Here is a 23,643-nt window from a genome sequence, read left to right as displayed (position 1 = left end):
CCGCGATTCCGCATATGGAAAACTTTCGACAGTTAGCGGATAATCATTCGAATTGAATGTCGCCCCGGCGTTGATCCTCAAAAAAACGTATCGCCGGATCCCGCATTTTTTTCACGAGCAACACACTGGCCACAAAACGGCTTTCACCCCTGTAGTTAATTGGCAAATGGCGCTACGACACAGCCCCCGTACAACACGAGAGTGGCTGGCTTCGGCAACACCGCGCTTTCACAAGGAAAGGTAATCATGACTATCAAAGTTGGCATCAATGGTTTTGGCCGCATCGGACGAATGGTTTTCCGGGCCGCCGTCCAGAATTTCAGCGACATCGAAATCGTCGGCATCAACGACCTGCTCGAACCCGACTACCTTGCCTACATGTTGAAGTTCGATTCGGTGCACGGCCGCTTCAAGGGAGAGGTTTCCGTTGAAGGCAACAACCTGGTTGTAAACGGCAAGAAAATTCGCCTGACGGCCGAAAAAGACCCGGCCGCACTGAAATGGAATGAAGTCGGCGCCGACATCGTCGTTGAATCGACCGGCCTGTTCCTGACCGACGAAACTGCCCGCGCCCACCTCACCGCCGGCGCCAAAAAGGTCATCCTGTCGGCTCCGTCAAAGGACGACACCCCGATGTTCGTCTTCGGCGTCAATCACGACAGCTACGCTGGACAGGCCATCATTTCCAACGCCTCCTGCACGACCAACTGCCTGGCACCGATCGCCAAGGTCATCAACGACAACTTCGGCATCAAGCGCGGCCTGATGACGACCGTACACGCTGCCACGGCCACGCAAAAGACCGTCGACGGCCCGTCGAAGAAGGACTGGCGCGGCGGCCGCGGCATCCTGGAAAACATCATCCCGTCATCCACCGGCGCGGCGAAGGCGGTTGGCAAGGTCATTCCGGCACTCAACAAGAAACTCACCGGCATGGCCTTCCGCGTGCCGACTTCCGACGTTTCGGTCGTCGACCTGACCGTCGAACTCGACAAGGCCGCCAGCTATGAAGACATCTGCGCCGCGATGAAGGCTGCCTCGGAAGGCCCGATGAAGGGCGTACTCGGCTACACCGAAGAAAAAGTCGTCTCCACCGATTTCCGCGGCGAATCGTGCACATCGGTATTCGATGCCGACGCCGGGATCATGCTCGACGCCAACTTCGTCAAGCTCGTCGCCTGGTACGACAACGAGTGGGGCTACTCGTGCAAGGTTCTGGACATGATTCGCGTCATGGCCAAATAAGCCTCTGACCCCAAGGGTGCCTTTGGCACCCTTTTTTTGTTTCCACGCTCTCTGTTTCGACGAACGAAATGACTTTCAAAAAACTTACCGATCTCGACGTTTCCGGAAAACGTGTCTTTATTCGCGCCGACCTGAACGTACCGCAGGACGATTCGCTCGCCATCACCGACGACACGCGCATCAAGGCCGCGCTGCCGGGGATCCAGTACGCCCTCTCAAACAACGCCGCGGTCATGGTCACATCGCACCTTGGCCGGCCGACCGAAGGCGAGTTCAAGCCGGAGGATTCGCTCGCCCCCGTAGCCAAACGCATGAGCGAACTGCTCGGCAAGGACGTGAAACTGGTGCAGAACTGGGTTGACGGCGGCTTTGACGTCAAACCCGGCGAAGTCGTCCTGCTGGAAAACAGCCGTTGCAACAAAGGCGAGAAAAAATGCGATGACGCCTTGTCGCAAAAAATGGCCGCGCTCTGCGACATCTGGGTCATGGACGCTTTCGGCACTGCCCACCGCGCCGAAGCCACAACATACGGTATCGGCAAATACGCCGGAATCGCCTGCGCCGGCCCCTGTGTCGCCTCCGAACTCGAAGCGCTGACCAAGGCACTCGCCCAGCCGGCACGCCCGCTCGTCGCCATTGTCGGGGGATCGAAAGTGTCGACCAAGCTCTCGGTCCTCGAAAGCCTGTCGGAAAAGGTTGATCAACTGGTCGTCGGCGGCGGCATCGCCAACACCTTCCTGCTGGCCACCGGCAAGAAAATTGGCAAGTCGCTCGCCGAACCGGACCTCGTGGAACAAGCAAAACGCGTCATGGCCAAGGTCAACGTACCGCTGCCGACCGACGTCGTCTGCGCCAAGGAGTTTTCCGCAGCGGCTCCGGCGACGATCAAGAGCATCGACGACGTTGCCGATGATGACCTGATCCTCGACATCGGCCCGCAATCGGCCAAAGCGCTGGCGGAAATCATCGCCAAGGCAGGCACCGTAGTCTGGAACGGCCCGGTCGGCGTGTTTGAAATGGACGCTTTCGCCAACGGCACGAAGGAGCTGGCACAGGCCATTGCCAACTCGAAGGCCTTCACCCTCGCCGGTGGCGGCGACACCGTTTCCGCCATCAACGTCTTCAAGATCGAAGACAAGGTCGGCTACATCTCGACCGCGGGCGGCGCCTTCCTTGAGTTCCTCGAAGGCAAGCGCTTGCCGGCCGTAGACATCCTGGAATCGCGTTTCGCGAACTGACGCCATCCGGCATGTATCGGCCATCGCGATTTGAGTCCCCGATGGCCGATATGGCTTTTCCCCACGCGGTTTCCGACCCCGCCTTTACCGCCTTTACCACCTTTTGTTCCAATGACACCCCGGAGGCTCCGCACTATAATCGCAACAGGTTTTTCACCTACCTATCGGCAACGTTTGAGGCACCCCGTTCCCGATCCATCATAAACGCAGGGATTAACAAACTTAACAGTGGGAAGGTTTTGTCATCATGACCGTACATCTTTATTTCTCTCTGATTCCCGAAGCACTGATTGCCTCCAACCTCCCGCCCGAGAAATTCGGGCAATACTATGCCACCGGCAGCGACTACAAATCGAAGGGGCAATGCCTGTTCTTTGAAGTCGATCCCAACTTCCGCAGCGACTATTTCGAAATCGACGAAGCGATCGCGCGCTGCGTCCCGGCGGAAGACGGCACGCCAAAGCACTCTGTTTACATTGCGGTCTATCGCGTCCTTGAACACCTCCCGATCAGCGCTCTGGGCAAGCTTTATCTGACCACGGCTTACGGTCACACGCTCGGACTTGAGCGCGGCGAAATGCCGGCCGACGACACCCCAAGCCTGCATATGTATCAGGATCTGGTACCCGTAAACAGCCTAGTGGTCAGCAACCTCAAACCCCGGCTGTTCTTCGAGAGCGTGACCTCCAAGCCCACCAAGTTCATTCGCTTCCCCGGTCTATTTTTTGTCGAACTGGAGCTCGGCGAACTCGCGACCGACCCCGAGAACGGCCAGGTTAACGACCTGCCCTATCCGTTCATCCATCATCTGCGCGAAGCCCTCATGGTGCTCAGTCCAATAACCGGCGACGAGCCGACCACCAAGGACAGCAAGATGGTGCACCGCGTCCACGCATTGGATTTCCCCTATCGGATGGTCAAGAAGGGGTTCTATGTCGGAAACGACGGAGAACTGGCGTTCTATCCAATGCTTTCACACAGCGTTTTGCGCGACCAACACAACCCGTGGTGGCGATCCGCCAACAGCTAACCCGCACGCCAATCCGCCTCGCTCTTGAAACGGGACAGTTCCTCAACTGTCCCGTTTTGTTTTCCAGCATCAAAAAAGACGGTCGTTCCTTCGGGATTTTTCGATTTGCATTCTTGTCTTATCGATGCAATCCTTTTGACTTGAGCAAGTAACCGTTTCACCGCACGATACGTGCGACAGCCTCTCCACAACACGCAAAGAACCCCATGATTCGCCATACAAAAATCGTCGCCACGCTGGGCCCCGCCTCACGGGACCCGGAAATCCTCGAACGCCTGATCCTCGCCGGCGTCAATGTCTTTCGCCTCAACTTCTCGCACGGCACCGCCGAAGACCATGTTCAAACAGCCACCACCTTGCGCGAAATCGCGGCAAGAACTGGACATCCGGTTGGCATTCTGGCCGACCTGCAGGGGCCGAAAATCCGTATCGGAAAATTCGAGCATGGAAAAATCACCCTGGCCACCGGCGACAAATTCATTCTCGACGCCCGCTGCGAACTCGGAAACCAGGAGCGCGTCGGCCTCGACTACAAGAATCTGACCTCGGACGTCGGCCCCGGAACGGTTCTGCTGCTCGACGACGGACGGATTGTTCTCGATGTCGACGACGTCCGGGACTACGAAATTTTCACCACGGTTCGCCAAGGTGGACCGTTGTCGAACAACAAGGGCATCAACCGCCAGGGCGGCGGACTCTCGGCGCCGGCGCTGACCGGCAAAGACATGGACGACATCAAGACGGCGGCACACATCGGCGCCGATTTTCTGGCCGTTTCGTTTCCGAAAAGCGCTGCCGACATGTATATGGCACGACAGTTGATGTACGCCACCGGCGGCAGCGCGCAGATCATCGCCAAGATCGAGCGTGTCGAGGCAATTGCCGCCCTCGACGAAATCCTCGACGCATCAGACGGCCTCATGGTCGCCCGCGGCGACCTGGCTGTCGAAGTCGGTGACGCCGCCGTTCCCGCCTTGCAAAAACGCATGATCCGGCTGGCCCGCGAGAAGAACAAGCTGACTATCACCGCGACCCAGATGATGGAGTCGATGATTCACGCCCCCGTACCGACGCGCGCCGAAGTCTCCGACGTCGCCAACGCGGTGCTTGATGGCACCGATGCGGTCATGCTCTCCGCTGAAACCGCCGCCGGGAAATACCCGGTAGAAACCGTCGAATCGATGAACCGCATCTGTCTCGAAGCGGAAAAATCGATTCACCCTGCACTGGATCATCTCTTCCTCGACCGCGTGTTTACCCGCGTCGACCAGTCGATCGCCATGTCGGCGTTGTACACCGCCTACCACACGAAAGCCAAGGCGGTCGCCGCACTGACCACGACGGGCTCAACAGCCCTCTGGATGAGCCGTCTCAACTGTGGCATCCCGATTTTCGCCCTGACGCACGAAGCCAAAACACTGACAAAAATGACGCTCTACCGAGGCGTAGTCCCCTTGCCAACCGACAACCTGAACCCTGACCGCGACATTCTTTGCCGGGACGTCGAAAAACGCCTGAAAGCGGCCGAGATCGTCGAAAAAGGCGATCTCATCGTCCTGTCTTACGGCGACAAAATGGGGCAGTCGGGTGGCACGAACACGCTGACCATCGTTCGCATCAGCGGCCAGCACATCGAGTAACCAGTTGCATGGACATCGCATAAGCGGCGCGGCGCAGAAGTTCCCGCCCGCGCATGCATTCGCGCTAAAATGAAAGTCCCTCAGGGGGCCGCTCGGGCAGCCACGCTGGAGACCAGTTAACGGCGCATCGAGCGCATCAGACTCAACGCACCTGACCTACGCACAGCCAAATAACGATTATCAGAAGGAGAACTCCATGCCACTCGTTTCGCTTCGCCAACTCCTCGACCACGCGGCCGAATACAGCTACGGGCTGCCCGCCTTCAACGTGAATAACATGGAACAGGTGTGGGCCATCGTTGACGCGGCCGCCGAACTCGACGCCCCGGTCATCCTGCAAGCCTCGGCTGGCGCCCGCAAATATGCCGGCGAGCCGTTCCTGCGCCACCAGATTCTCGCCGCGCTCGAAGCCTACCCGAACGTGCCGATCGTCATGCACCAGGACCACGGCCAATCGCCGGCCATCTGCATGGGCGCCATCCGCTCCGGTTTCACCTCGGTGATGATGGACGGCTCGCTTGAAGCCGACGGCAAGTCGGTCGCCTCCTACGAATACAACGTTGAAACGACCAAGAAGGTCGTCGAATTCTCGCACGCCATCGGCGTCTCGGTCGAAGCCGAACTCGGCGTGCTCGGCTCGCTCGAAACGATGAAGGGCGACAAGGAAGACGGCCACGGCGCCGACGGCCACATGACACGCGAGCAACTGCTGACCGACGTCGAGCAGGCCGCCGACTTCGTCAAGGCCACCCAATGCGACGCGCTGGCCATCGCCATCGGCACCTCGCACGGCGCCTACAAGTTCACCAAGAAGCCGACCGGCGACATCCTCGCCATCGACCGCATCAAGGAAATCCACGCGCGCATTCCGAACTGCCACCTCGTCATGCACGGCTCATCGTCGGTGCCGCAGGAACTGCTCGCCGAAATCCGCGAATTCGGCGGCGACATGAAGGAAACCTACGGCGTGCCGGTCGAGGAAATCGTCACCGGCATCAAGCACGGCGTGCGCAAGGTCAATATCGACACTGACATCCGTCTCGCCATGACCGCCGCCATCCGCCGCTTCCTTGTGCAGAACCCGACCAAGTTCGACCCGCGCGAATACCTGAAGCCGGCGCGCGAAGCCGCCCGTAAGATCGTCGTCGCCCGCCTCGAAGCCTTCGGCGCCGCCGGCCAGGCGAGCAAGATCAAGCCGATCACGCTCGACAAAATGGCAGAGCGTTACAAAAACGGGGAACTAACGCAGACGATCCGCTGACCATTTAGCTAGATCGCAATAAATTACCGCGATACTCCGGACTTTCCGGTATCGCGGTTTTTTAGTTTCTGGAGCAGCCATGCACGCCAGTTTCAACCTGACCGACCTTGAGGAACACCCGCTGCGCGAGCACCTGAACAGGGAATTCCATGCGCGGGCGCCGATTCCGCTGACCAGCCCGGTCCTGATCACCTATCTCGCCTTCCATCATGAAGAGCCCTCCTCGGCGCAAGGGGAGCGCGAGAACGTGCTACGCCTTTGCCAGACGAGCACCTGCAAGTTTCTCGAGAACTCGGCCATGCACATGCTGATCGACGTCGGCAGCTTCATGGTGCGCTGGGCCATGCACAGCGAGTATTCCAGCTACACCTTCATTCGCCCGCTTGAGTTCGGCGAACGGCTGGATCCGGACGCAACGGCGCTCGACCCGGTTTTCCCGGGCTGGATATCGAGCATTTCCGGCAAGCTGATCGTCGCCACCAACATCGAATTCCGCTCGACGGCCGACATGCCGCCCGAATCGGTCATCGCCGGACTCTCACCCACCTCCGGCAGACAGATGGTTGTATCGCGCATCGCCAACGGCGCCGGCTGGGTGTTTACCGATTTCATGATCGACAACGGTTTCTCCCGCTTTCTCGTACTCGACGAATCGATGACCGGTCGCCAACCCAGTCGCGCCATCCAGCGCCTATTCGAAATCGAGACCTATCGCATGCTGGCCCTGCTCGGCCTGCCGGTCGCCATCGAGGTCGGCCACTGGTTGAGACAAGCGGAAAAACGCCTCGCCGACCTGATGGACAGGATCGGCCAGGTCAAAACCGCGGCGGACGAGCGAACCATTCTTGCCGATCTTTCAAATATGGCCGCCGAAGTCGAGCATTCCGTCGCGCGCACGACCTTCCGCTTCACCGCCTCGCGGGCTTACCACGATCTCGTCGCACAGCGCATTGAAGAGATGCGCGAGGTTCGCATTCCAGGCTACCCCTTGTTGCTCGAGTTCATGCAACGCCGCTTCCTGCCGGCCATGAACACCTGCGCCGCCATGGCTGACCGCCAAGCTGACCTATCCAGCCGTATCGCCCGCAACAGTCAGTTGTTGCGAACGCGCGTGGACATCGAACTGCAATCGCAAAACCAGGAACTGTTACGGCAGATGAACCGCCGGGCGAAATTGCAACTTCGCCTGCAGGAAACGGTCGAAGGACTCTCTGTAGCCGCGATCACCTATTACTCGTCGCAGCTGGTGCATTACATAAGCGAGGGAATTGCGCACGTTTACCCGGCACTCTCCCCGGAGGTCGTGACAGCGGTGTCGATACCGATCATCGCCGGGCTGACCATGTTCGGCCTCTCACGCATGCGGAAGACACTGGCGGAAGAGGCCGGCGAGTCGCTAAACCCGCTGTGAAACTGGCTTATAATCCGCCGTCTCCAGAATTTTTTCTTTTCGGATCAAAACCATGACTCAAGCCCTGTTCGAATCCTCCATCAAGAGCCTGCCCCTGCTCGGGCGCGGCAAGGTGCGCGACATCTACGCCATCGACGACGACAAGCTGCTGATCGTCACCAGCGATCGCCTGTCGGCTTTCGACGTCGTTCTGCCCGATCCGATTCCGGGCAAGGGCACGGTGCTCACCCAACTGGCCAACTTCTGGTTCGAAAAGCTCGGTCACATCCTGCCGAACCAGCTGACCGGCATCGATCCGGAAAGCGTCGTCGCTGAAGACGAGCGTGAGCAGGTACGCGGCCGCGGCCTCGTCGTCAAGCGTCTGAAGCCGCTGCCGATCGAAGCCGTCGTGCGCGGCTACCTGATCGGTTCCGGCTGGAAGGATTACCAGCAAACCGGCGCCGTCTGCGGCATCAAGCTGCCGGCCGGCCTGCAACTCGCTGCCAAACTGCCCGAACCGATTTTCACGCCGGCAACCAAGGCCGAAATGGGCGACCACGACGAGAACATCTCGTTCGAACAGGCCAAGATCAACTGCGAGGCCGTGCTCGCCGACGCCCTGAAAGGCACCGGCAAGACCGGCGCCGAGATTGCCACGCAGGCGCGCGATGCGGCGATTGCCCTGTACACCGCCGCCGCCGATTACGCGCTGACGCGCCAGATCATCATCGCCGACACCAAGTTCGAATTCGGCATCGATGCCGCCGGCACGCTGCACCTGATCGACGAGGCGCTGACGCCCGATTCGTCGCGCTTCTGGCCGGCCGACTCCTACCAGCTCGGCAGCAACCCGCCGTCCTACGACAAGCAATACGTGCGCGACCACCTCGAAACGCTCGACTGGAACAAGAAGGCCCCCGGCCCGAAACTGCCGGCCGACGTCATCGAGCGCACGAGCGCCAAGTACATGGAAGCCTACGAGCAACTTACCGGCAAGAAGCTGGTCATTTGATTCGTACATAGCCGCTGCGTAACGTAACAAAGCAAGCAACAACGCAAACACCGGGCGGCTTCAAGCCGCCCGTTTTATTTCTGGAATGCCCACGATGACCGACCACGCCCTCGCCGCCAACCCGCTGCTCGATTTCTCCGGCCTGCCCCGCTTCGACACCGTCGCCCCGGCGCACGTCAAACCGGCCATCAGCCAGCTGCTCGCCGACAACCGCCAACAGCTTGAAGTACTGGCCGGCGACGCCGTGCCCGCCACCTGGAACGACTTCGCCGCGCCACTTTCCGACAGCATCGAGCAACTCTCGCGCGCCTGGGGCATCGTCGGTCATCTGCATTCAGTCAACGACATTCCAGAGTGGCGCGAGGCGTACAACGAGGTGCTGCCGGAAGTCAGTCGCTTTTACGCCGAACTCGGCCAGAACCTGCAGCTGTTCGCCAAATACAAGGCGATCCGCGAGAGCACCGAATACGCGACGTTGAATACAGCCCAGCGCAAGATCATCGACAACGAAGTGCGCGATTTCCGCCTCTCCGGCGCCGAGCTGCCGGAAGATAAAAAACCGCGTTTCCAGGCCATTCAGGAAGAACTCGCCTCGCTCTCGGCCAAGTTCTCCGAGAACCTGCTCGATGCGACCAACGCCTACAGCGAACTCGTTACCGACGAAGCCGAACTCGCCGGCCTGCCGCCCGACGTCGTGCAGGCCGCCCGCGAAGCGGCCGAGAAAGACGGCTTGCAAGGCTGGAAATTCACCCTGCACATGCCGTCCTACCTGCCGGTAATGCAGTACGCCGACAGCCACCGCCTACGCGCCGCCATGTACCGCGCCAACGCCACGCGCGCCTCGGAATTCGGCCCGGCCGAACTCGACAACACGCCGTTGATCCGTCGCATTCTCGAACTGCGCCGCGAAGAAGCGCAACTGCTCGGCTACGCCAACTTCGCCGAAGTCTCGCTGGTGCCGAAAATGGCCGAATCGGTCGAGCAAGTCATGGGCTTCCTTGGCGACCTCGCCATCAAGGCCAAACCGTTCGCCCAAAAAGACATCGCCGAACTGCGCGAATTCGCCCGCCAGGAACTGGCGCTGGAGACGCTGGAACCGTGGGATGCCACCTACGCCGCGGAAAAGCTGCTGCAGGCCCGCTACGCCTTCTCAGAGCAGGAAGTGAAGCAGTACTTCACCGAAGACAAGGTGCTCGCCGGCCTCTTCCACGTCGTCAAAACGCTGTTCGGCGTGCGCCTCAAGGCGGACAGCGCGCCGGTCTGGCACGAGGACGTGCGCTTCTTCCGTATCGAATCGACGGCCGGCGAACTAATCGGCCAGTTTTACCTTGATCTCTACGCCCGCGAAACCAAGCGTGGTGGCGCCTGGATGGACGAAGCGATCTCACGCCGCCGACTCGGCAGCGAACTTCAAAAGCCGGTTGCCTACCTCAACTGCAATTTCTCGCGCCCGGTCGGTGGCAAGCCCACGACCTTCACGCATGACGAAGTCACCACACTCTTCCACGAAACCGGCCACGGCCTCCACCACCTGCTGACGCGCATCGAGGAACTCGGCGTCTCCGGTATCCACGGCGTCGAATGGGACGCCGTCGAGCTGCCCTCGCAGTTCATGGAAAACTACTGCTGGGAATGGGACGTGCTGCAGGAAATGACTTCCCACGTCGATACTGGCGAAAAACTGCCGCGCGCGCTGTTCGACAAGATGCTCGCCGCCAGGAATTTCCACAGCGGCTTGCAGAACGTGCGTCAGCTCGAATTCTCGTTGTTCGACCTGCGCTTGCATGCCGAATTCGACCCGAACGGTAGCCGCAGCGTGCTCGACCTGCTCAACGAAGTGCGCCGCGAAGTCGCGGTCATCCAGCTTCCCGAATGGCACCGTTTCCCGAACAGCTTCTCGCACATCTTCGCTGGCGGCTACGCGGCCGGCTATTTCAGCTACAAGTGGGCCGAAGTGCTTTCCGCCGACTGCTACGCCGCGTTCGAGGAGGCCGGCAACCCGTTCGACCCGCTGGTCGGCCAGCGATTCCTCGACGAAATCATTTCCGCTGGCGGCGCCCGCCCGGCACTGGAGAACTTCCGCGCCTTCCGCGGCCGCGACCCGCAGGTCGATGCGCTGTTAAGGCACAGTGGTATGATCCCGGCGGAATAATCCGGAGAAGAAAGCATGCGTCCACTTCGTTCGACCTTGTTTCAGTTCGCCCTGCTGACCTCGGTGCTGACCCTTGCCGCAACGACTGCCAACGCCCAGACGACCTACCGCTGGGTGGATCCGGGCGGCAAGACCGTCTTCTCGGACCAGCCGCCTCCGGCTGGCGCCAAGGCCATCGCGACGCGGGAGGGCAAACCGCCAAGCGACGACAAAGCAATCCCCTATGCTGTCCGCATCGCGGCAGAAAAGTATCCGGTCACGCTATACACGGCGGCCAACTGCACCGAAGCCTGCGCCGACGCGCGTGGCCTGCTCAACGGACGAGGCATTCCGTTCTCGGAAAAGATGGTCAAGAACAAGGAAGAAGCGGCGGAACTCCTGAAAGATCAGAGAAATGCTGCGAAATTCCCGACGCTCAAGGTCGGCCAGCAAAGTTTCGTCGGTTTCGAATCGGGTGCCTGGAACAATCTGCTCGATCTGGCCGGCTATCCGAAATCGGCGCCTTACGGCGCCAAACCCTCAGGTGCCTTTGCCCGATGAGAATTGCCGCCTGGAACGTGAACTCGCTGAAGGTCCGCCTGCCGCAGCTGCTCGACTGGCTGACAGAACGGCAGCCCGACGTCGTCTGCCTGCAGGAAACGAAACTTGAGGACGCGAACTTTCCGCGTGCCGAAATCGAGGCGGCTGGCTATGCGGTCGCCTATTCCGGCCAGAAAACCTACAACGGCGTTGCCCTGCTGTCCCGTCTGGGACTCGACGACGTCGCCTGCGGCAACCCGCATTTTCCCGACCCGCAAAAGCGCCTGATCGCGGCGACAGTCAAGGGTGTTCGCGTCATCTGCGCCTACGTCCCCAACGGACAGGCCGTCGGCAGCGACAAGTACGCCTACAAACTGGAATGGCTGCAGGCGCTCAATACTTGGGTTGCCGAACAACTGGCCGCGACGCCGCAACTGGTTCTGGCCGGTGACTTCAACATCGCACCGGACGATCGCGACGTCTACGACCCGGCGGCGTGGGCCGGACAGATTCTTTGTTCCGACGCCGAACGCGCCGCGTTTCGCCGCTTGCTCGACCTGGGGCTCAAAGACAGCTTCCGGCTGTTCGACCAGCCGGAAAAGAGCTTCTCCTGGTGGGATTACCGGATGCTGGGTTTCCAGAAAAACAACGGCCTGCGCATCGACCACATTCTGTTGTCAGCGCCGCTCGCCGAAAAATGCGTCGCCGCAGGCATCGACCGCGCGATGCGCAAATTGGAACGGCCTTCCGATCACGCACCGGTAACTGTTGAAATCACCGGCTGAACTACTGTCAATCATGCTGAAGTGCATGGATAAATGCTTCACCCACCAAGAAAACCGGGGGGTTAGCTTGGTGCCCTCTTGGCGCCTTGGTGGTTCGCGTTTTTCGTTGGCTAACTAACGTTATCGGACAACACGTAGGCTGAAAAACCATCAAGCCTTCGGAAAATCTGCCCCCCGGGCAACGCTCTCCCACGCCACGAAATCCTTGCGCATGGTATCGAGCCGCGCTGTCGCCAGATCGTAGGCGGCATTGCCGAGCAACAGATGACGCGGTGGGTTGGCCGATTCGACGGCCTGCACGATGGCTTTCGCCGCCCGCGCCGGGTCGCCCGGCTGACGCCCGGAGAACTCACGCAACTGATCGCGCTTGGCACCGGCCGTCGCCGCGTAGTCGGCGATGCGCACTGCACTTTCGCGGGCCGAACGACCGGCCCAGTCGGTACGGAAACCGCTCGGCTCGACGAGCATGACCTTGACGCCGAAGGGCTCGACTTCCAGCGCCAGCGAACCGCTCAAGCCTTCGACGGCAAATTTTGAGGCGCAGTAATAGCCAAGCGTCGGGAACGGGCTGATGCCACCGACGGACGAAATATTGACGATGAACCCGCTGCGCCGCTCCCGCATTTCCGGCAGAACCGCCTGCACCATCCGCCCAAGACCGAACACGTTGACCTCGAACATCCAGCGCACCTGCTCTTCCTCGCTTTCCTCAACGGCGCCGAGGTAGCCCACGCCGGCGTTGTTGACGAGTACGTCGATCCGCCCGAAATGCTCGCGTGCGGCGTTGACGGCGGCGGCGACCTGCGCCGGATCGGTCACGTCGAGCGGCAGCATCAGCGCATTGCCGATGCCCTCGAACTTTTTCAGGTCTTCCGTTTTGCGCGCCGTGACGACGGTCGGATAGCCGGACTCAAGCACGTGACGCGCCAGGTCGTAACCGAAGCCGGTCGAACATCCCGTGATGAACCACACGGGTTTCTGATTAGCGGTAGATTGCGTCATCGGGTTCTCCTCGAACAGTTGGCATTCATTCAGGACGCGTGCAGCGCGTTGGCGATCCGCACGTAATCATCGACCGACAGCTCCTCCGCCCGCGCCGTCGGCGCGATACCGACCTGCTCGAACATCGCATCATCGACGATCCCCTTGAGGTTGTTGCGCAACATCTTGCGGCGCTGGGCAAAGGCGGCGGCGACCAGTTTGGAAAACAGCGCCTCGTCGGCGACCTGCAACTCTGCCGGCGGGCGGGGAATCAGGCGCACAACGGCCGAATCGACTTTCGGCGCCGGGTCGAACGACTCCGGCGGCACATCGAGCAGCCAGTCCATCACGAAACGATACTGCAGCATCACCGACAGGCGGCCAAAATCGGCCGTCCCCGGCGCGGCGACCATGCGCTCGACGACTTCCTTCTGCAGCATGAAATGCATGTCGAAAACGCGTTCGGCGAAGGCCGCCAGATGGAAAAGCAGTGGTGTCGAAATGTTGTACGGCAGGTTGCCGACGACATGCAGCTTCTGCCCGGCACCATCGGCCAGCGCGCCAAAGTCGAACGCCAGCGCGTCGCCCTCGTGAATCGTCAGTTTTTCGGCGGGATAGCGCTGGCGCAACCGGGCAATGATGTCACGGTCGATCTCGACGACGTGCAGATGGTCGAGTTTCTTGAGTAGCGGATCGGTCAGCGCACCGAGGCCGGGGCCGATCTCGACGACGAGATCGTCGCGGCGCGGTGCTACCGCATTGACGATGTCGCTGATGACCTGCATGTCAATCAGGAAATTCTGGCCGAAGCGCTTGCGGGCAATATGCTTGCTCATGGATCAACAGTTTCCGGCGCGTTGCGCCATTTCGATGGCTTGTTCGACAGCGACGAACAGGCTGCCCGGATCGGCCCGCCCCGTCCCCGCCAGCTCCAGCGCGGTACCGTGATCAACCGAGGTGCGGATGATCGGCAAGCCGAGCGTTACATTGATGCCGTGACCGAACGTCGCGTATTTCAGCGCGGTCAGCCCCTGATCGTGGTACATGGCCAGGACGCAATCTCCCTGCGCCAGCATCGGCGGCGTGAACATCGTATCGGCCGGCAGCGGACCGATCAGCGCCATGCCTTCGCCGCGCAGGCGGTCGAGCACCGGCGTGATGACCTCGATTTCCTCGCGCCCGAGATAGCCGCCCTCGCCGGCATGCGGATTGAGTCCGGCAACCAGGATGCGCGGATGGGCAAAGCCGTATTTGCGGCCCATGTCGGCATGCAGGATGCGCAGCACCTCTTCGAGCAGCGCCGGTGTGATGGCATCCGGCACGTCGCGTAGCGGCAGGTGCGTCGTGGCGAGCGCCACGCGCAGATTGCCGCCGGCCAGCATCATGACCACGCGCGGCGTCGCGGTTTTTTCGGCGAGATATTCGGTGTGCCCGGTAAACGCGATGCCGGCATCGTTGATCACGCCCTTATGCACCGGAGCGGTGACCATCGCGGCAAACTCGCCGGAACGGCAGCCTGCCAGCGCCCGGTCGAGCAGTTGCAGGACATAAGGCGAATTGGCCGCGTCGAGACGCCCCGGCGACGAAGGCCGGGCCAGCGGGACGTGGATCACATCGAGCACACCCGGAAGGGGCGCATTCCCGGGCGACCAGTCACGCAGAACGACGGAGACACCGAGCGCCCGCGCCCGCTCGGCGAGCAGTTCACGATCGGCCAGCACGACGAGACGCGCCGCCGGTGCGCCGCCGCCCAGCGGCCTCTCGGCCAGACGCAGGCAGAGTTCGGGGCCGATGCCGGCCGGCTCTCCCGAGGTGACGGCAATAACGGGCAAGGCGTTCATATCAAGGCTCGACAAGGCGAATTTCGACGTAGGCGCGATCACGCGCCTGACGCAACCAGTCCTGATAGGCTTCGTCGAGCTTGCGTTCGCGCAGGATCTGCCGCGCGGCGACACGCTGACGTTCGGCCGACGCGTCCTGGACGCGGCGCTCGAGCACTTCGATCAGGTGATAGCCGAACGGCGACTTGACCGGCTGGCTGACCTGACCGGGCGACAACTGATTCATTGCCCGCTCGAATTCGGGCACCGTGTCGCCGGGATAAATCCAGCCGAGATCGCCGCCCTTCGAGGCCGATCCGTCCTGCGAATGAAGCTTGGCCAATTCGGCGAAATTGCCGCCGTGCCGGATCCGGTCGAGCAATCCCTCCAGCTTGTGCTGTGCCTCGGTTTCCGACACCAACTCGTTGACCCGGATCAGGATGTGGCGCGCATGTGTCTGCTGCACGGCCGGCAGGGCGCTCCCGCCACGCTTGCCCACCAGTTTGACGATGTGAAAGCCGTTCGGGCTGCGCTGCACCGGCGCCACTTCGCCCGGTTTCAGCTTGACCACGACGTCGGCAAAAACCGACGGCAAACGCTCAAGCGGACGGGCGCTCAAGTTGCCGCCCTGCAAACCATCGGGGGCATCCGAATAGGCCGCGGCGAGCTTGGCGAAATCCTCGCCCTTCTCCAGCCGGGCAATGATCTGATCGGCCTTGGCCTTGAGTTTCTGAAGCTGGTCGGACGTTGCCGATTCGGGAGCGCGCAACAGGATGTGGGCCACTTCGTACTCCTCCTTCCCGCCAACCTTCGATGCTTCATCGCTCAGATAGTTGTCGATCTCACCTTCGGAGATGGCAATCTTGTTTTCCACCTCGCGCTCGCGCAACCGGGCGATGGTGATTTCGGCGCGGATTTCCTCACGGAATCTCTCGTACTGGACGCCATCTTTCTGCAACGCCTCGCGAAACTGTGCCGGCGTCATCTTGTTGGCCGCCGCGATGCGCTGGATGGCCTGCTCCAGTTGCGCATCGTCCACGCGCAGACCGATCTCACGCGCCTGTTGCAGCTGCACCTTGTCAATGATCAGGCGTTCGAGCATTTGCTGCTCGAGCACATCGCGCGGCGGCTGCGCCGTCCCCTGCCGCTTCAACTGGCCGATCGCCATATCGAGGCGCGTCCGCAGTTCGTAGAGGGTGATCACCTCGTCATTGACGACGGCGACGATGCGGTCGGCGGGAACGGGCTCGGCCTGGCGCCGGACCGGCTGCGCAGAGACGGCACCTGCAAGGCAAATGAATGCCAGCAAGCCACACAACGACAGTTTCTTCATGGGGAACATCCTTTATTCACCAAAAAAGGGATCGGCGCCGGTCTGATTGATCAGTCCATAGCCCTGGATACTGCGTTTGAGGAGATTGACCGGATTCGAACCGATGCGCGAGAAATCGTTGAGTTCGAGCTGGACGAAGAAGGACGTCGATGCGTCGCTACTGGTCAGCGCCTGACGTCGCACAACCGTACGCAACACCCAGCAACCGCCGTTGTATTCCAGGCCGGCGATCGACTCGATAATGCGTCCGCTGTCGCTCCCCGATGACAACACAGTCCCGTCATCCTTGAACGAATAGTTGAGACGCCCGACACCGTACCAGCGCCCGTTGATCGGCCATTGTCCCGAGAAATCGACCTGATTGACGGGAGCGCTCGAATCCGCGTTATATCGATAAGCCGCATTCAGCGCCTTGCCCGGCTCGGGCTGGTAGCGCACGCCCAGCGAATAACGCTGGAATTCGCTGTCACTCGGCGAATACTGCAGGGCCGTGTCGGCAAAGATGCGGGGCAGGATCTGGCCGCTGAAAGCCGCCAGAAAGTCGGAGCGATCCCAATTTTCCTCATCCGTCGTCAGCACCGACGTCAGACCGACGCGTGGCTTCGTGAAATAGAAGCGCTGGCCGATCATGGCGCGGACAATCTCGTTGCCGCTCGCCGGCTCGATCAGGCGGCTGGTCAGAGCGGCCGTGATCTGATTGGCGTCGTTGATGCGGTCCCAGCCGGAGAACTGGTTTTCCGAGAATATCTGGGCGAAGTTGAAATCGGCCTGTGCCGAATCGAAGATCGGGATCTGGCTCTGGTCTTTATAAGGGATGTAGACGTAATAAAGGCGCGGCTCCAGCGTCTGCGTGTAGTCACGCCCGAACCAGTTGCTGCCGCGCTCGAAGGTCATGGCAGAATCGATGCTGAAAATCGGCAGCGTCACGCTTTGCGTGTCGGCGATGGAGGACGCCTGATTGGTCAACGAGTAGTGCCGGTAATTCACGCCGACTTTCGGCGTCACATACCAACCCGGCGTGACATACGGCAGGGCCAGCTGCGGATAGAGCACCAGGCGATCGCCGTCGGGATCCGAAACCTTTGCGCCATTGACCCATTGCTCTTGCTTCGTAAATACCGTGTATTGCCCGAGGAAACTGAGGTCGGCCAAGTTGTAGTCGGGCTTGCGCGCATTGAACGTGATCTGCGGCAGCATCCGGTACTGCTCGAGCACGGTCGTCTCGGAATCGGGCTGCAGCGTCTGGTACTGCTGGAAGTTGATCGTCGAATTCCACCAACCGCCACCGCCGTAGGTGAGCGTTCCCTGTTGCAGCAACTGGGTCTGCGACGAACTGCCGATCCGGCTCGACAGGTCGGTGAGATAGGTGTCATCCGACACCTTGTTGTAATTGATCTCGCCGGTAAAGCCGTTGGCCGTCGTCTGCTTGTGGCGCAGGAAGAAACCGTACCTGTTTTCGCCATCCTCCTCGCGGTCGTTCGGCAACACCTCGGCCTGAAAAATGCCGGAGTAACTGCCGCCATACGCCGTGTTCAGGTAGCGGAATTCGTTGCTCAGCTGCACGCCGCGTTTCGTCATCAACCGCGGCGTGATCGTCGCGTCCATGTTCGGCGCGATGTTCCAGTAATAGGGCTGGGCGTACTCGAAACCGTTGTCGCTGTTCAAGCCGATGGTCGGCCGCAGGAAACCTGACTTGCGCTGGTTGTTGAGCGAGAACGACAGCCATGGCGTGTAGAAGATCGGCGTATCCATGAAGTAGACGGTGCCGTCCTTGCCTTCACCGACTTCGTGATCGTAGTCGAGCTTGAGGTCACGCGCCTTCGCATACCAGTCGTCATTGCCCGGCGCGCATGTCGTGTACGAGGCGTTCGTCATGCGAATCTGGTTTTCGCCTTCGAAGTCGATGCGGTCGGCCATGCCGCGGCCCTCGGTCATCGTTTGCTGGCGCTTCGTCAAATCCGTAAAGACGGATTGCGGAGCGGCAAAACCCGAGCTCCAGAAGTCATTAGTCTCCGCATCGCGGCTGTCCAGACTGTGCGGCATGCTGAGACGATCCGCCAGCGCCTGTTCCGCCGATGGGGAGCCCACCGCGCCCAAGCGCTTGATCGTGTAAGACGGTTCTTCGAAATAGCCGACCTGTTCCTCGAGCCGCATCCGCATCTTCGGGCCGGTGACGACGTTGCCCTCCTGCTCAAGACGCGCATTGCCCACCGCCTCGACTTCGTCGTCGATCGGCCAGTACGTCATCTTGTCGGAGGTAACGACCGTACCCGCCTTGCGCAACTCGGCATCGCCCTCGGCGACAAACTCGCGATCGACGATACCGTTCATGCGCTGCGCATTGATGAACACCGGTCGGGGTTCTTCGCCCTCCTTCGGCAACGGCGAGAGATTGCTCGACCCGCGCAGGCTGATCGCCGGCTCCGGATCGCCGTCCCGCACCACCGGGACCGATGCCACGACAGCGACGGCCTGAGCCGTAACCGGCACGGCCGGAGCGACAGGCGCGGCTTCCGGCGATTTCGGCGGCGCAACCACGGTCCGCGCCGGAATCTGTTGCGACGAGGCCCGGTTGTCCGGGGCGGCATCCTTGCGCGGCGCTTCCGGACGGGACGGGCGCTCCCTCGGCGCGGCTTGAACATCGCTCGGCACCGGACGCATCTCGACAACACCCGGCTCGACTGGTTTGACGGTCACCGCGGAAGCTTTTTCCGGCGTGGCCGCTTTGAGCGGCGGCAAACCGAGAAGCGCCGGATCGACGCGCAGGGGCACGGCCGGCTGCGCGAACGAAGGGTCCGCGAAGCTGCCCAGCAATGCGCTGGCAAAGCCGTAGAAGAAAAACAGGGCGAGGGGTTTGCGCCGGACAGGCAGGTTCATCCGAGAATTATTGTTTCTTTGATCGTTGCCGAAACGCCAGAGCTGATCGCACCAAAAAGCCACGGGCGCGGCACCCGGCAAGACGAATGATAAAATCGCCGCATTCTAGCATCTTCGTCACAGATCAAGGAGAAGCGGCATGCCGCGTACCATCCTGTTGCGCAACTGGCTCAACCACATCTATTCCAGCAAACATCCCGAACAGGAAATCCCGATCGAACCGGCGTCGGCCGACGCCAGTTTCCGGCGTTATTTCCGCGTCACGCTCGACAACGGCGAAACCCGCATCGTCATGGATGCGCCGCCGCAACACGAGGACTGCCGCCCCTTCCTGAAGGTCGCCAAGCTGTTCCGTCAGGCCGGCGTGCATGTCCCCGAAGTTTTCGCCGAAGACCTCGGCCAGGGCTTCCTGCTGTTATCCGACCTCGGCAACACCACGTACCTGAGCGCACTCAACGAGCAAACCGCGCCGTCGCTCTACCGCGACGCCAACACGGCGCTCGTGCATATCCAGCACAGCAGCCGCCCGGGCCTCCTGCCCGACTATGACCACGCGTTGCTCAGCCGCGAATTGAACCTTTTCCCGGACTGGTACATCGCCAAACACCTCGACATCGCCCTCGACGACAAGCAAAACGCTGCCCTGCGCACTGTCTTCGACAAGTTGCTCGCCAACAACCTCGCGCAGCCGAAGGTCTTCGTCCACCGCGACTATCACTCGCGCAACCTGATGGTCGTCGACGGCGCCGACGCAAACAGTTTCCCCGCCAACCCCGGCATTCTCGACTTCCAGGACGCGGTTTACGGCCCGATCACCTACGACCTCGCCTCGCTCTACCGCGACGCCTACATCCGCTGGGAAGAAGAGCAGGAAATGGATTTCGTCATCCGCTACTGGGAAATGGCGCGCAAGGCCGGGCTGCCGGTCGACAGCGACTTTCACACCTTCTACCGCGACTACGAGTGGATGGGCGCGCAGCGCCAGATCAAGGTGCTCGGCATCTTCGCCCGCCTCTTCCACCGTGACGGCAAGGACGGCTACCTGAAAGACATGCCGCGCGTCATGGCCTACCTGCGCCGCACCGCCGAACGCTACAACGAACTCAAGCCGCTCGCCCACCTGCTCGACCAGCTCGAAAACCGGCAAGTGCAGACCGGACTGACGTTCTGATGAAAGCCATGATCCTCGCCGCCGGGCGCGGCGAACGCATGCGTCCGCTCACCGACACGACGCCGAAGCCGCTGCTCGTAGCCGGCGGCAAGCCACTGATCGTCTGGCACCTCGAACGGCTGGCCGCGTGCGGTTTTCGCGAGGTCGTCATCAACCACGCCCACCTCGGCGCGCAGATCGAAGCCGCGCTCGGCGACGGCCGCCAGTTCGATCTGTCCATCCGCTACTCGCCGGAGCCGCCCGGCGCGCTCGAAACCGCCGGCGGCATCGCCAACGCCCTGCCGCTGCTCGGCGATGCGCCCTTCCTCCTCGTCAATGGCGACGTCTGGTGCGACTGGGATTTCCGGCGGGCATTGGCATTGCAGGATCGCCGCGCCCATCTGGTGTTCGTCGACAACCCGCCGCAGCATCCGCACGGCGACTTTTGCCTCGACAACGGAAGAGTGCATTTCGCCAGCGACAACCTCGGACCAGCCTACACTTACGCGGGTACCGGCGTTTTCTCGCCGGCGTTTTTCGCCAGCGTGCCGCCCGGCGCGGCCATGAAACTGCGCCCGCTGCTCGACGCCGGCATCGCGCTAGGCACGATCACCGGCGAACACCACGCCGGCCGCTGGGTCGACGTCGGCACCCCCGAACGCCTTGCCGCGCTCGATTGCGAACTGAGGCAAACCGCATGAAACACGAACCCTACTCATCGCGTCGCCGCGCGCTGCTCGAAAAAATCGGCGACGGCGTCGCCATCATCCCGACGGCGCCCGAGCGCGTGCGCAACCGCGACACGCACCACCCGTACCGCTTCGACAGCTACTTCTGGTACCTGACCGGTTTCCCGGAACCCGAAGCCGTTCTCGTACTGATCGGTGGCAAGGAGACGCGCTCGGTTCTCTTCTGCCGCGAGAAGAACGAAGAACGCGAAATCTGGGACGGCTTCCGCTACGGACCACAAGCAGCGCGCGACGCTTTCGGCTTTGACGAGACGCACACCTTCGCCGAACTCGAGCAGCGGCTTCCCGATCTCATCGCCAACCGCGACGCTCTCTGGCACGCGCTTGGCCACGACGCCGACTGGGACGCAAAGATCGTCGCCGCGCTCAACGCCGTCCGGGCCCAGACACGCGCCGGCAAGCGCGCCCCGGCGCAAATCCGCGACCTGCGCGAACCGCTCGACCGCATGCGCCTGATCAAGGACACGCACGAAATCGACCTCATGCGCCGCGCCGCCGCCATCACTTCGGCCGGCCACGCCCGCGCCATGCGCGCCAGCCGCCCCGGCCTCGCCGAATACGAGCTCGAAGCAGAACTCTCCTACGAATTCAGAAAGCGCGGCGCCGACGGCCACGCCTACGCGCCGATCGTCGCCGGCGGCGCCAACGCCTGCGTCCTGCATTACGTCGAGAACGACAAGCTGCTCGCCGACCATACGCTGGTGCTGATCGACGCCGGCTGCGAGCTCGACGGCTACGCCGCCGACATCACGCGCACCTTCCCAGTCAACGGAACCTTCACCGGCCCGCAACGCGACGCTTACGAAATCGTCCTCGCCGCGCAAGCCGCCGCCATCGCCGCAATCAGGCCCGGCGCGCCGTTTTCCGCCTATCACGACGCGGCCTCGCGCGTGCTCGTGCAAGGCATGATCGATCTCGGCCTACTCGCCGGCGGCATCGACGGCCTGATCGAAAGCGAAGCCTACAAGCCATGGTACATGCACCGCACCGGCCACTGGCTCGGCCTCGACGTGCATGACGCCGGCGACTACAAGGCCGGCGAGGACTGGATCACGCTCGAAACCGGCATGGCGCTGACCGTCGAACCCGGCCTCTACATCCGCCCCGGCGCCGGCGTACCCGAGCATTTGCACGGCATCGGCATCCGCATCGAGGACGACGTCTTCGTTACCGAGACCGGCGCCGACGTCTACACCAGCGCACCGAAAACGGTCGCCGAGATCGAGGAAGTGATGCGCCGTGACTAAACCCGGAGCCGTCATGAAAACCGACATCCTGATCATCGGCGCCGGACCGGTGGGCATGGCCCTGGCGCGGGCACTCGGCGGAAACCGCGACGCTCCCAGCCCGTTTCGCATCACGCTCATCGACCGCCAGCCGCACGGCGCCTGGGTCAAGGATCCGCGCGCCCTCGCCCTGGCGCACGGCAGCCGGCAACTGCTCGAACGGCTGGACGCCTGGAATGCGTCGGCCGCCACGCCGATCCGTACCATCCACGTCTCGCAGCGCGGCGGCTTCGGCCGCACGCTGATCGACGCCCGCGACTATGCCATCCCGGCGCTCGGCTACGTGCTGCGCTACCGCGACCTGGCCGACGCCCTCGACATCGGTCTCGTTAGCGAAACATTGCTTTCATCCAGCGTTGTCGAGACCATTGAGACTTGCGCAACACATGCGACGGCAACCATCGCCGGCCCGAACGGCAAGGAACGAATCACGGCCAAGCTCGTGGTGCATGCCGAGGGCACACCGGCCGACGATCCGAACATTACCGTGCGCGACTACGGACAACACGCCATCGTTTGCGAAGTCACCCCGGACACCCCCCACTCGCACCAGGCATGGGAACGCTTTACGCCCGACGGCCCGCTGGCGCTGCTGCCTCTGGAAAAGGGCTACGCCGTCGTCTTCACCGTTCCGCCGGCCAAGGCCCGCGAAATTCTCGCGCTTGACGACGCGGCGTTCCTCGCCGTGCTCAACCGCCAGTTCAGCGGCCAACTCCGGCTGACCGCCACCGGCCCGCGCGCCAGCTTCCCGCTCGCCCTGCGCCTGCGCAAACAGCTCACCGAGCCACGCCAGGTCTGGCTCGGCAACACGGCACAAACGCTGCACCCGGTTTCCGGACAGGGCTTCAACCTCGGCCTGCGCGACGCGTGGGAACTGGCCGAAACGCTGCTCGCACACGGTGGCGACGATCCGGGCCACACGGAGCCGCTCGCCGCCTACGCTCGCCGCCGCCAAACGGATCGCCTCGGCAGCGCGGCGTTCACGCACGGCATCGTGCATCTTTTCTCCAACGACATCCCGCCGCTCAACGCCGTGCGCGGACTGGGCCTGCTCGCACTCGACCTCGTACCGCCGCTGCGCCACTTCATCGCCCGGCGCATGATCTGGGGCGCCCGTGCCTGGCCGTAAGACGTCCTGCCGCCCGCCGGCGGCTTCGTTCATTTTCTGTGCGGAC

Annotated in this window: 19 protein-coding genes; 14 read left to right on the top strand and 5 right to left on the bottom strand. The window is 62.0% G+C overall.

The features are described 5' to 3' along the window. The first annotated feature begins 246 nt into the window (after positions 1 to 246). The 10 genes from gap to xth all read left to right on the top strand — a co-directional run bounded on the left by gap (position 247) and on the right by xth (position 12,272). Positions 247 to 1,245: a type I glyceraldehyde-3-phosphate dehydrogenase gene (gene gap / locus GH659_RS02410; protein WP_153109160.1), complete on the top strand. Its 999-nt coding sequence runs from the start codon at positions 247 to 249 to the stop codon at positions 1,243 to 1,245. A 68-nt stretch (positions 1,246 to 1,313) separates the two neighbouring features. After that, complete coding sequence (locus tag GH659_RS02405; RefSeq protein WP_153109159.1) at positions 1,314 to 2,483, top strand: phosphoglycerate kinase; 1,170 nt, start codon at positions 1,314 to 1,316, stop codon at positions 2,481 to 2,483. 247 nt (positions 2,484 to 2,730) lie between these two features. After that, entirely contained in the window at positions 2,731 to 3,513 is a 783-nt protein-coding gene (locus GH659_RS02400) for a hypothetical protein (RefSeq protein WP_153109158.1), read from the top strand. 206 nt (positions 3,514 to 3,719) lie between these two features. Then, positions 3,720 to 5,153: a pyruvate kinase gene (gene pyk / locus GH659_RS02395; protein WP_153109157.1), complete on the top strand. Its 1,434-nt coding sequence runs from the start codon at positions 3,720 to 3,722 to the stop codon at positions 5,151 to 5,153. A gap of 196 nt (positions 5,154 to 5,349) precedes the next feature. Continuing rightward, positions 5,350 to 6,414, top strand: coding sequence for a class II fructose-bisphosphate aldolase (gene fba / locus GH659_RS02390; RefSeq protein ID WP_153109156.1), 1,065 nt, complete (start codon positions 5,350 to 5,352; stop codon positions 6,412 to 6,414). Positions 6,415 to 6,493: 79 nt separating this feature from the next. Continuing rightward, complete coding sequence (locus GH659_RS02385) at positions 6,494 to 7,825, top strand: DUF3422 family protein (protein ID WP_246167649.1); 1,332 nt, start codon at positions 6,494 to 6,496, stop codon at positions 7,823 to 7,825. Positions 7,826 to 7,877: 52 nt separating this feature from the next. After that, on the top strand, positions 7,878 to 8,816 hold the full coding sequence (locus GH659_RS02380; RefSeq protein ID WP_153109155.1) for a phosphoribosylaminoimidazolesuccinocarboxamide synthase: 939 nt from the start codon (positions 7,878 to 7,880) through the stop codon (positions 8,814 to 8,816). Between the two features lie 94 nt (positions 8,817 to 8,910). Next, on the top strand, positions 8,911 to 10,968 hold the full coding sequence (locus tag GH659_RS02375; RefSeq protein WP_211364077.1) for a M3 family metallopeptidase: 2,058 nt from the start codon (positions 8,911 to 8,913) through the stop codon (positions 10,966 to 10,968). 15 nt (positions 10,969 to 10,983) lie between these two features. Continuing rightward, positions 10,984 to 11,508: a glutaredoxin family protein gene (locus GH659_RS02370; protein WP_153109154.1), complete on the top strand. Its 525-nt coding sequence runs from the start codon at positions 10,984 to 10,986 to the stop codon at positions 11,506 to 11,508. Then, on the top strand, positions 11,505 to 12,272 hold the full coding sequence (gene xth / locus GH659_RS02365; RefSeq protein WP_153109153.1) for an exodeoxyribonuclease III: 768 nt from the start codon (positions 11,505 to 11,507) through the stop codon (positions 12,270 to 12,272). Before GH659_RS02370 ends, xth begins: the two co-directional genes overlap by 4 nt. 150 nt (positions 12,273 to 12,422) lie before the next feature. Here xth and GH659_RS02360 read toward each other — a convergent pair whose 3' ends face one another. Genes GH659_RS02360 through GH659_RS02340 form a run of 5 tightly spaced genes read right to left on the bottom strand, consistent with a single transcriptional unit; the run spans position 12,423 to position 19,283 of the window. After that, on the bottom strand, positions 12,423 to 13,274 hold the full coding sequence (locus GH659_RS02360; RefSeq protein WP_153109152.1) for an oxidoreductase: 852 nt from the start codon (positions 13,272 to 13,274) through the stop codon (positions 12,423 to 12,425). Positions 13,275 to 13,303: 29 nt separating this feature from the next. Further along, a complete protein-coding gene (gene rsmA / locus GH659_RS02355; protein ID WP_153109151.1) occupies positions 13,304 to 14,089 on the bottom strand; it encodes a 16S rRNA (adenine(1518)-N(6)/adenine(1519)-N(6))-dimethyltransferase RsmA in 786 nt (261 codons plus the stop codon). Positions 14,090 to 14,092: 3 nt separating this feature from the next. Next, on the bottom strand, positions 14,093 to 15,094 hold the full coding sequence (gene pdxA / locus GH659_RS02350; RefSeq protein ID WP_153109150.1) for a 4-hydroxythreonine-4-phosphate dehydrogenase PdxA: 1,002 nt from the start codon (positions 15,092 to 15,094) through the stop codon (positions 14,093 to 14,095). A gap of 1 nt (position 15,095) precedes the next feature. Continuing rightward, positions 15,096 to 16,406, bottom strand: coding sequence for a peptidylprolyl isomerase (locus tag GH659_RS02345; RefSeq protein WP_153109149.1), 1,311 nt, complete (start codon positions 16,404 to 16,406; stop codon positions 15,096 to 15,098). Between the two features lie 12 nt (positions 16,407 to 16,418). Next, positions 16,419 to 19,283, bottom strand: coding sequence for an LPS-assembly protein LptD (locus tag GH659_RS02340; protein WP_153109148.1), 2,865 nt, complete (start codon positions 19,281 to 19,283; stop codon positions 16,419 to 16,421). Positions 19,284 to 19,422: 139 nt separating this feature from the next. Here GH659_RS02340 and GH659_RS02335 point away from each other — a divergent pair, with 139 nt between their 5' ends. Genes GH659_RS02335 through GH659_RS02320 form a run of 4 tightly spaced genes read left to right on the top strand, consistent with a single transcriptional unit; the run spans position 19,423 to position 23,597 of the window. Next, on the top strand, positions 19,423 to 20,454 hold the full coding sequence (locus GH659_RS02335) for an aminoglycoside phosphotransferase family protein (RefSeq protein ID WP_153109147.1): 1,032 nt from the start codon (positions 19,423 to 19,425) through the stop codon (positions 20,452 to 20,454). After that, positions 20,454 to 21,134 (top strand): N-acetylmuramate alpha-1-phosphate uridylyltransferase MurU, encoded by a 681-nt coding sequence (gene murU / locus GH659_RS02330; RefSeq protein WP_153109146.1) that lies wholly within the window; start codon positions 20,454 to 20,456, stop codon positions 21,132 to 21,134. Before GH659_RS02335 ends, murU begins: the two co-directional genes overlap by 1 nt. After that, a complete protein-coding gene (locus GH659_RS02325) occupies positions 21,131 to 22,429 on the top strand; it encodes an aminopeptidase P N-terminal domain-containing protein (RefSeq protein ID WP_153109145.1) in 1,299 nt (432 codons plus the stop codon). Before murU ends, GH659_RS02325 begins: the two co-directional genes overlap by 4 nt. Positions 22,430 to 22,442: 13 nt before the next feature. Next, positions 22,443 to 23,597 (top strand): FAD-dependent monooxygenase, encoded by a 1,155-nt coding sequence (locus GH659_RS02320; protein ID WP_153109144.1) that lies wholly within the window; start codon positions 22,443 to 22,445, stop codon positions 23,595 to 23,597. Positions 23,598 to 23,643: the final 46 nt, after the last annotated feature.

This window comes from Propionivibrio limicola (genome assembly GCF_009469695.1).
In the GTDB taxonomy this organism is placed as follows: domain Bacteria; phylum Pseudomonadota; class Gammaproteobacteria; order Burkholderiales; family Rhodocyclaceae; genus Propionivibrio; species Propionivibrio limicola.
The sequence above is the reverse complement of the archived record's forward strand: the minus strand, read 5'-3'. Positions and strand labels throughout refer to the sequence as shown.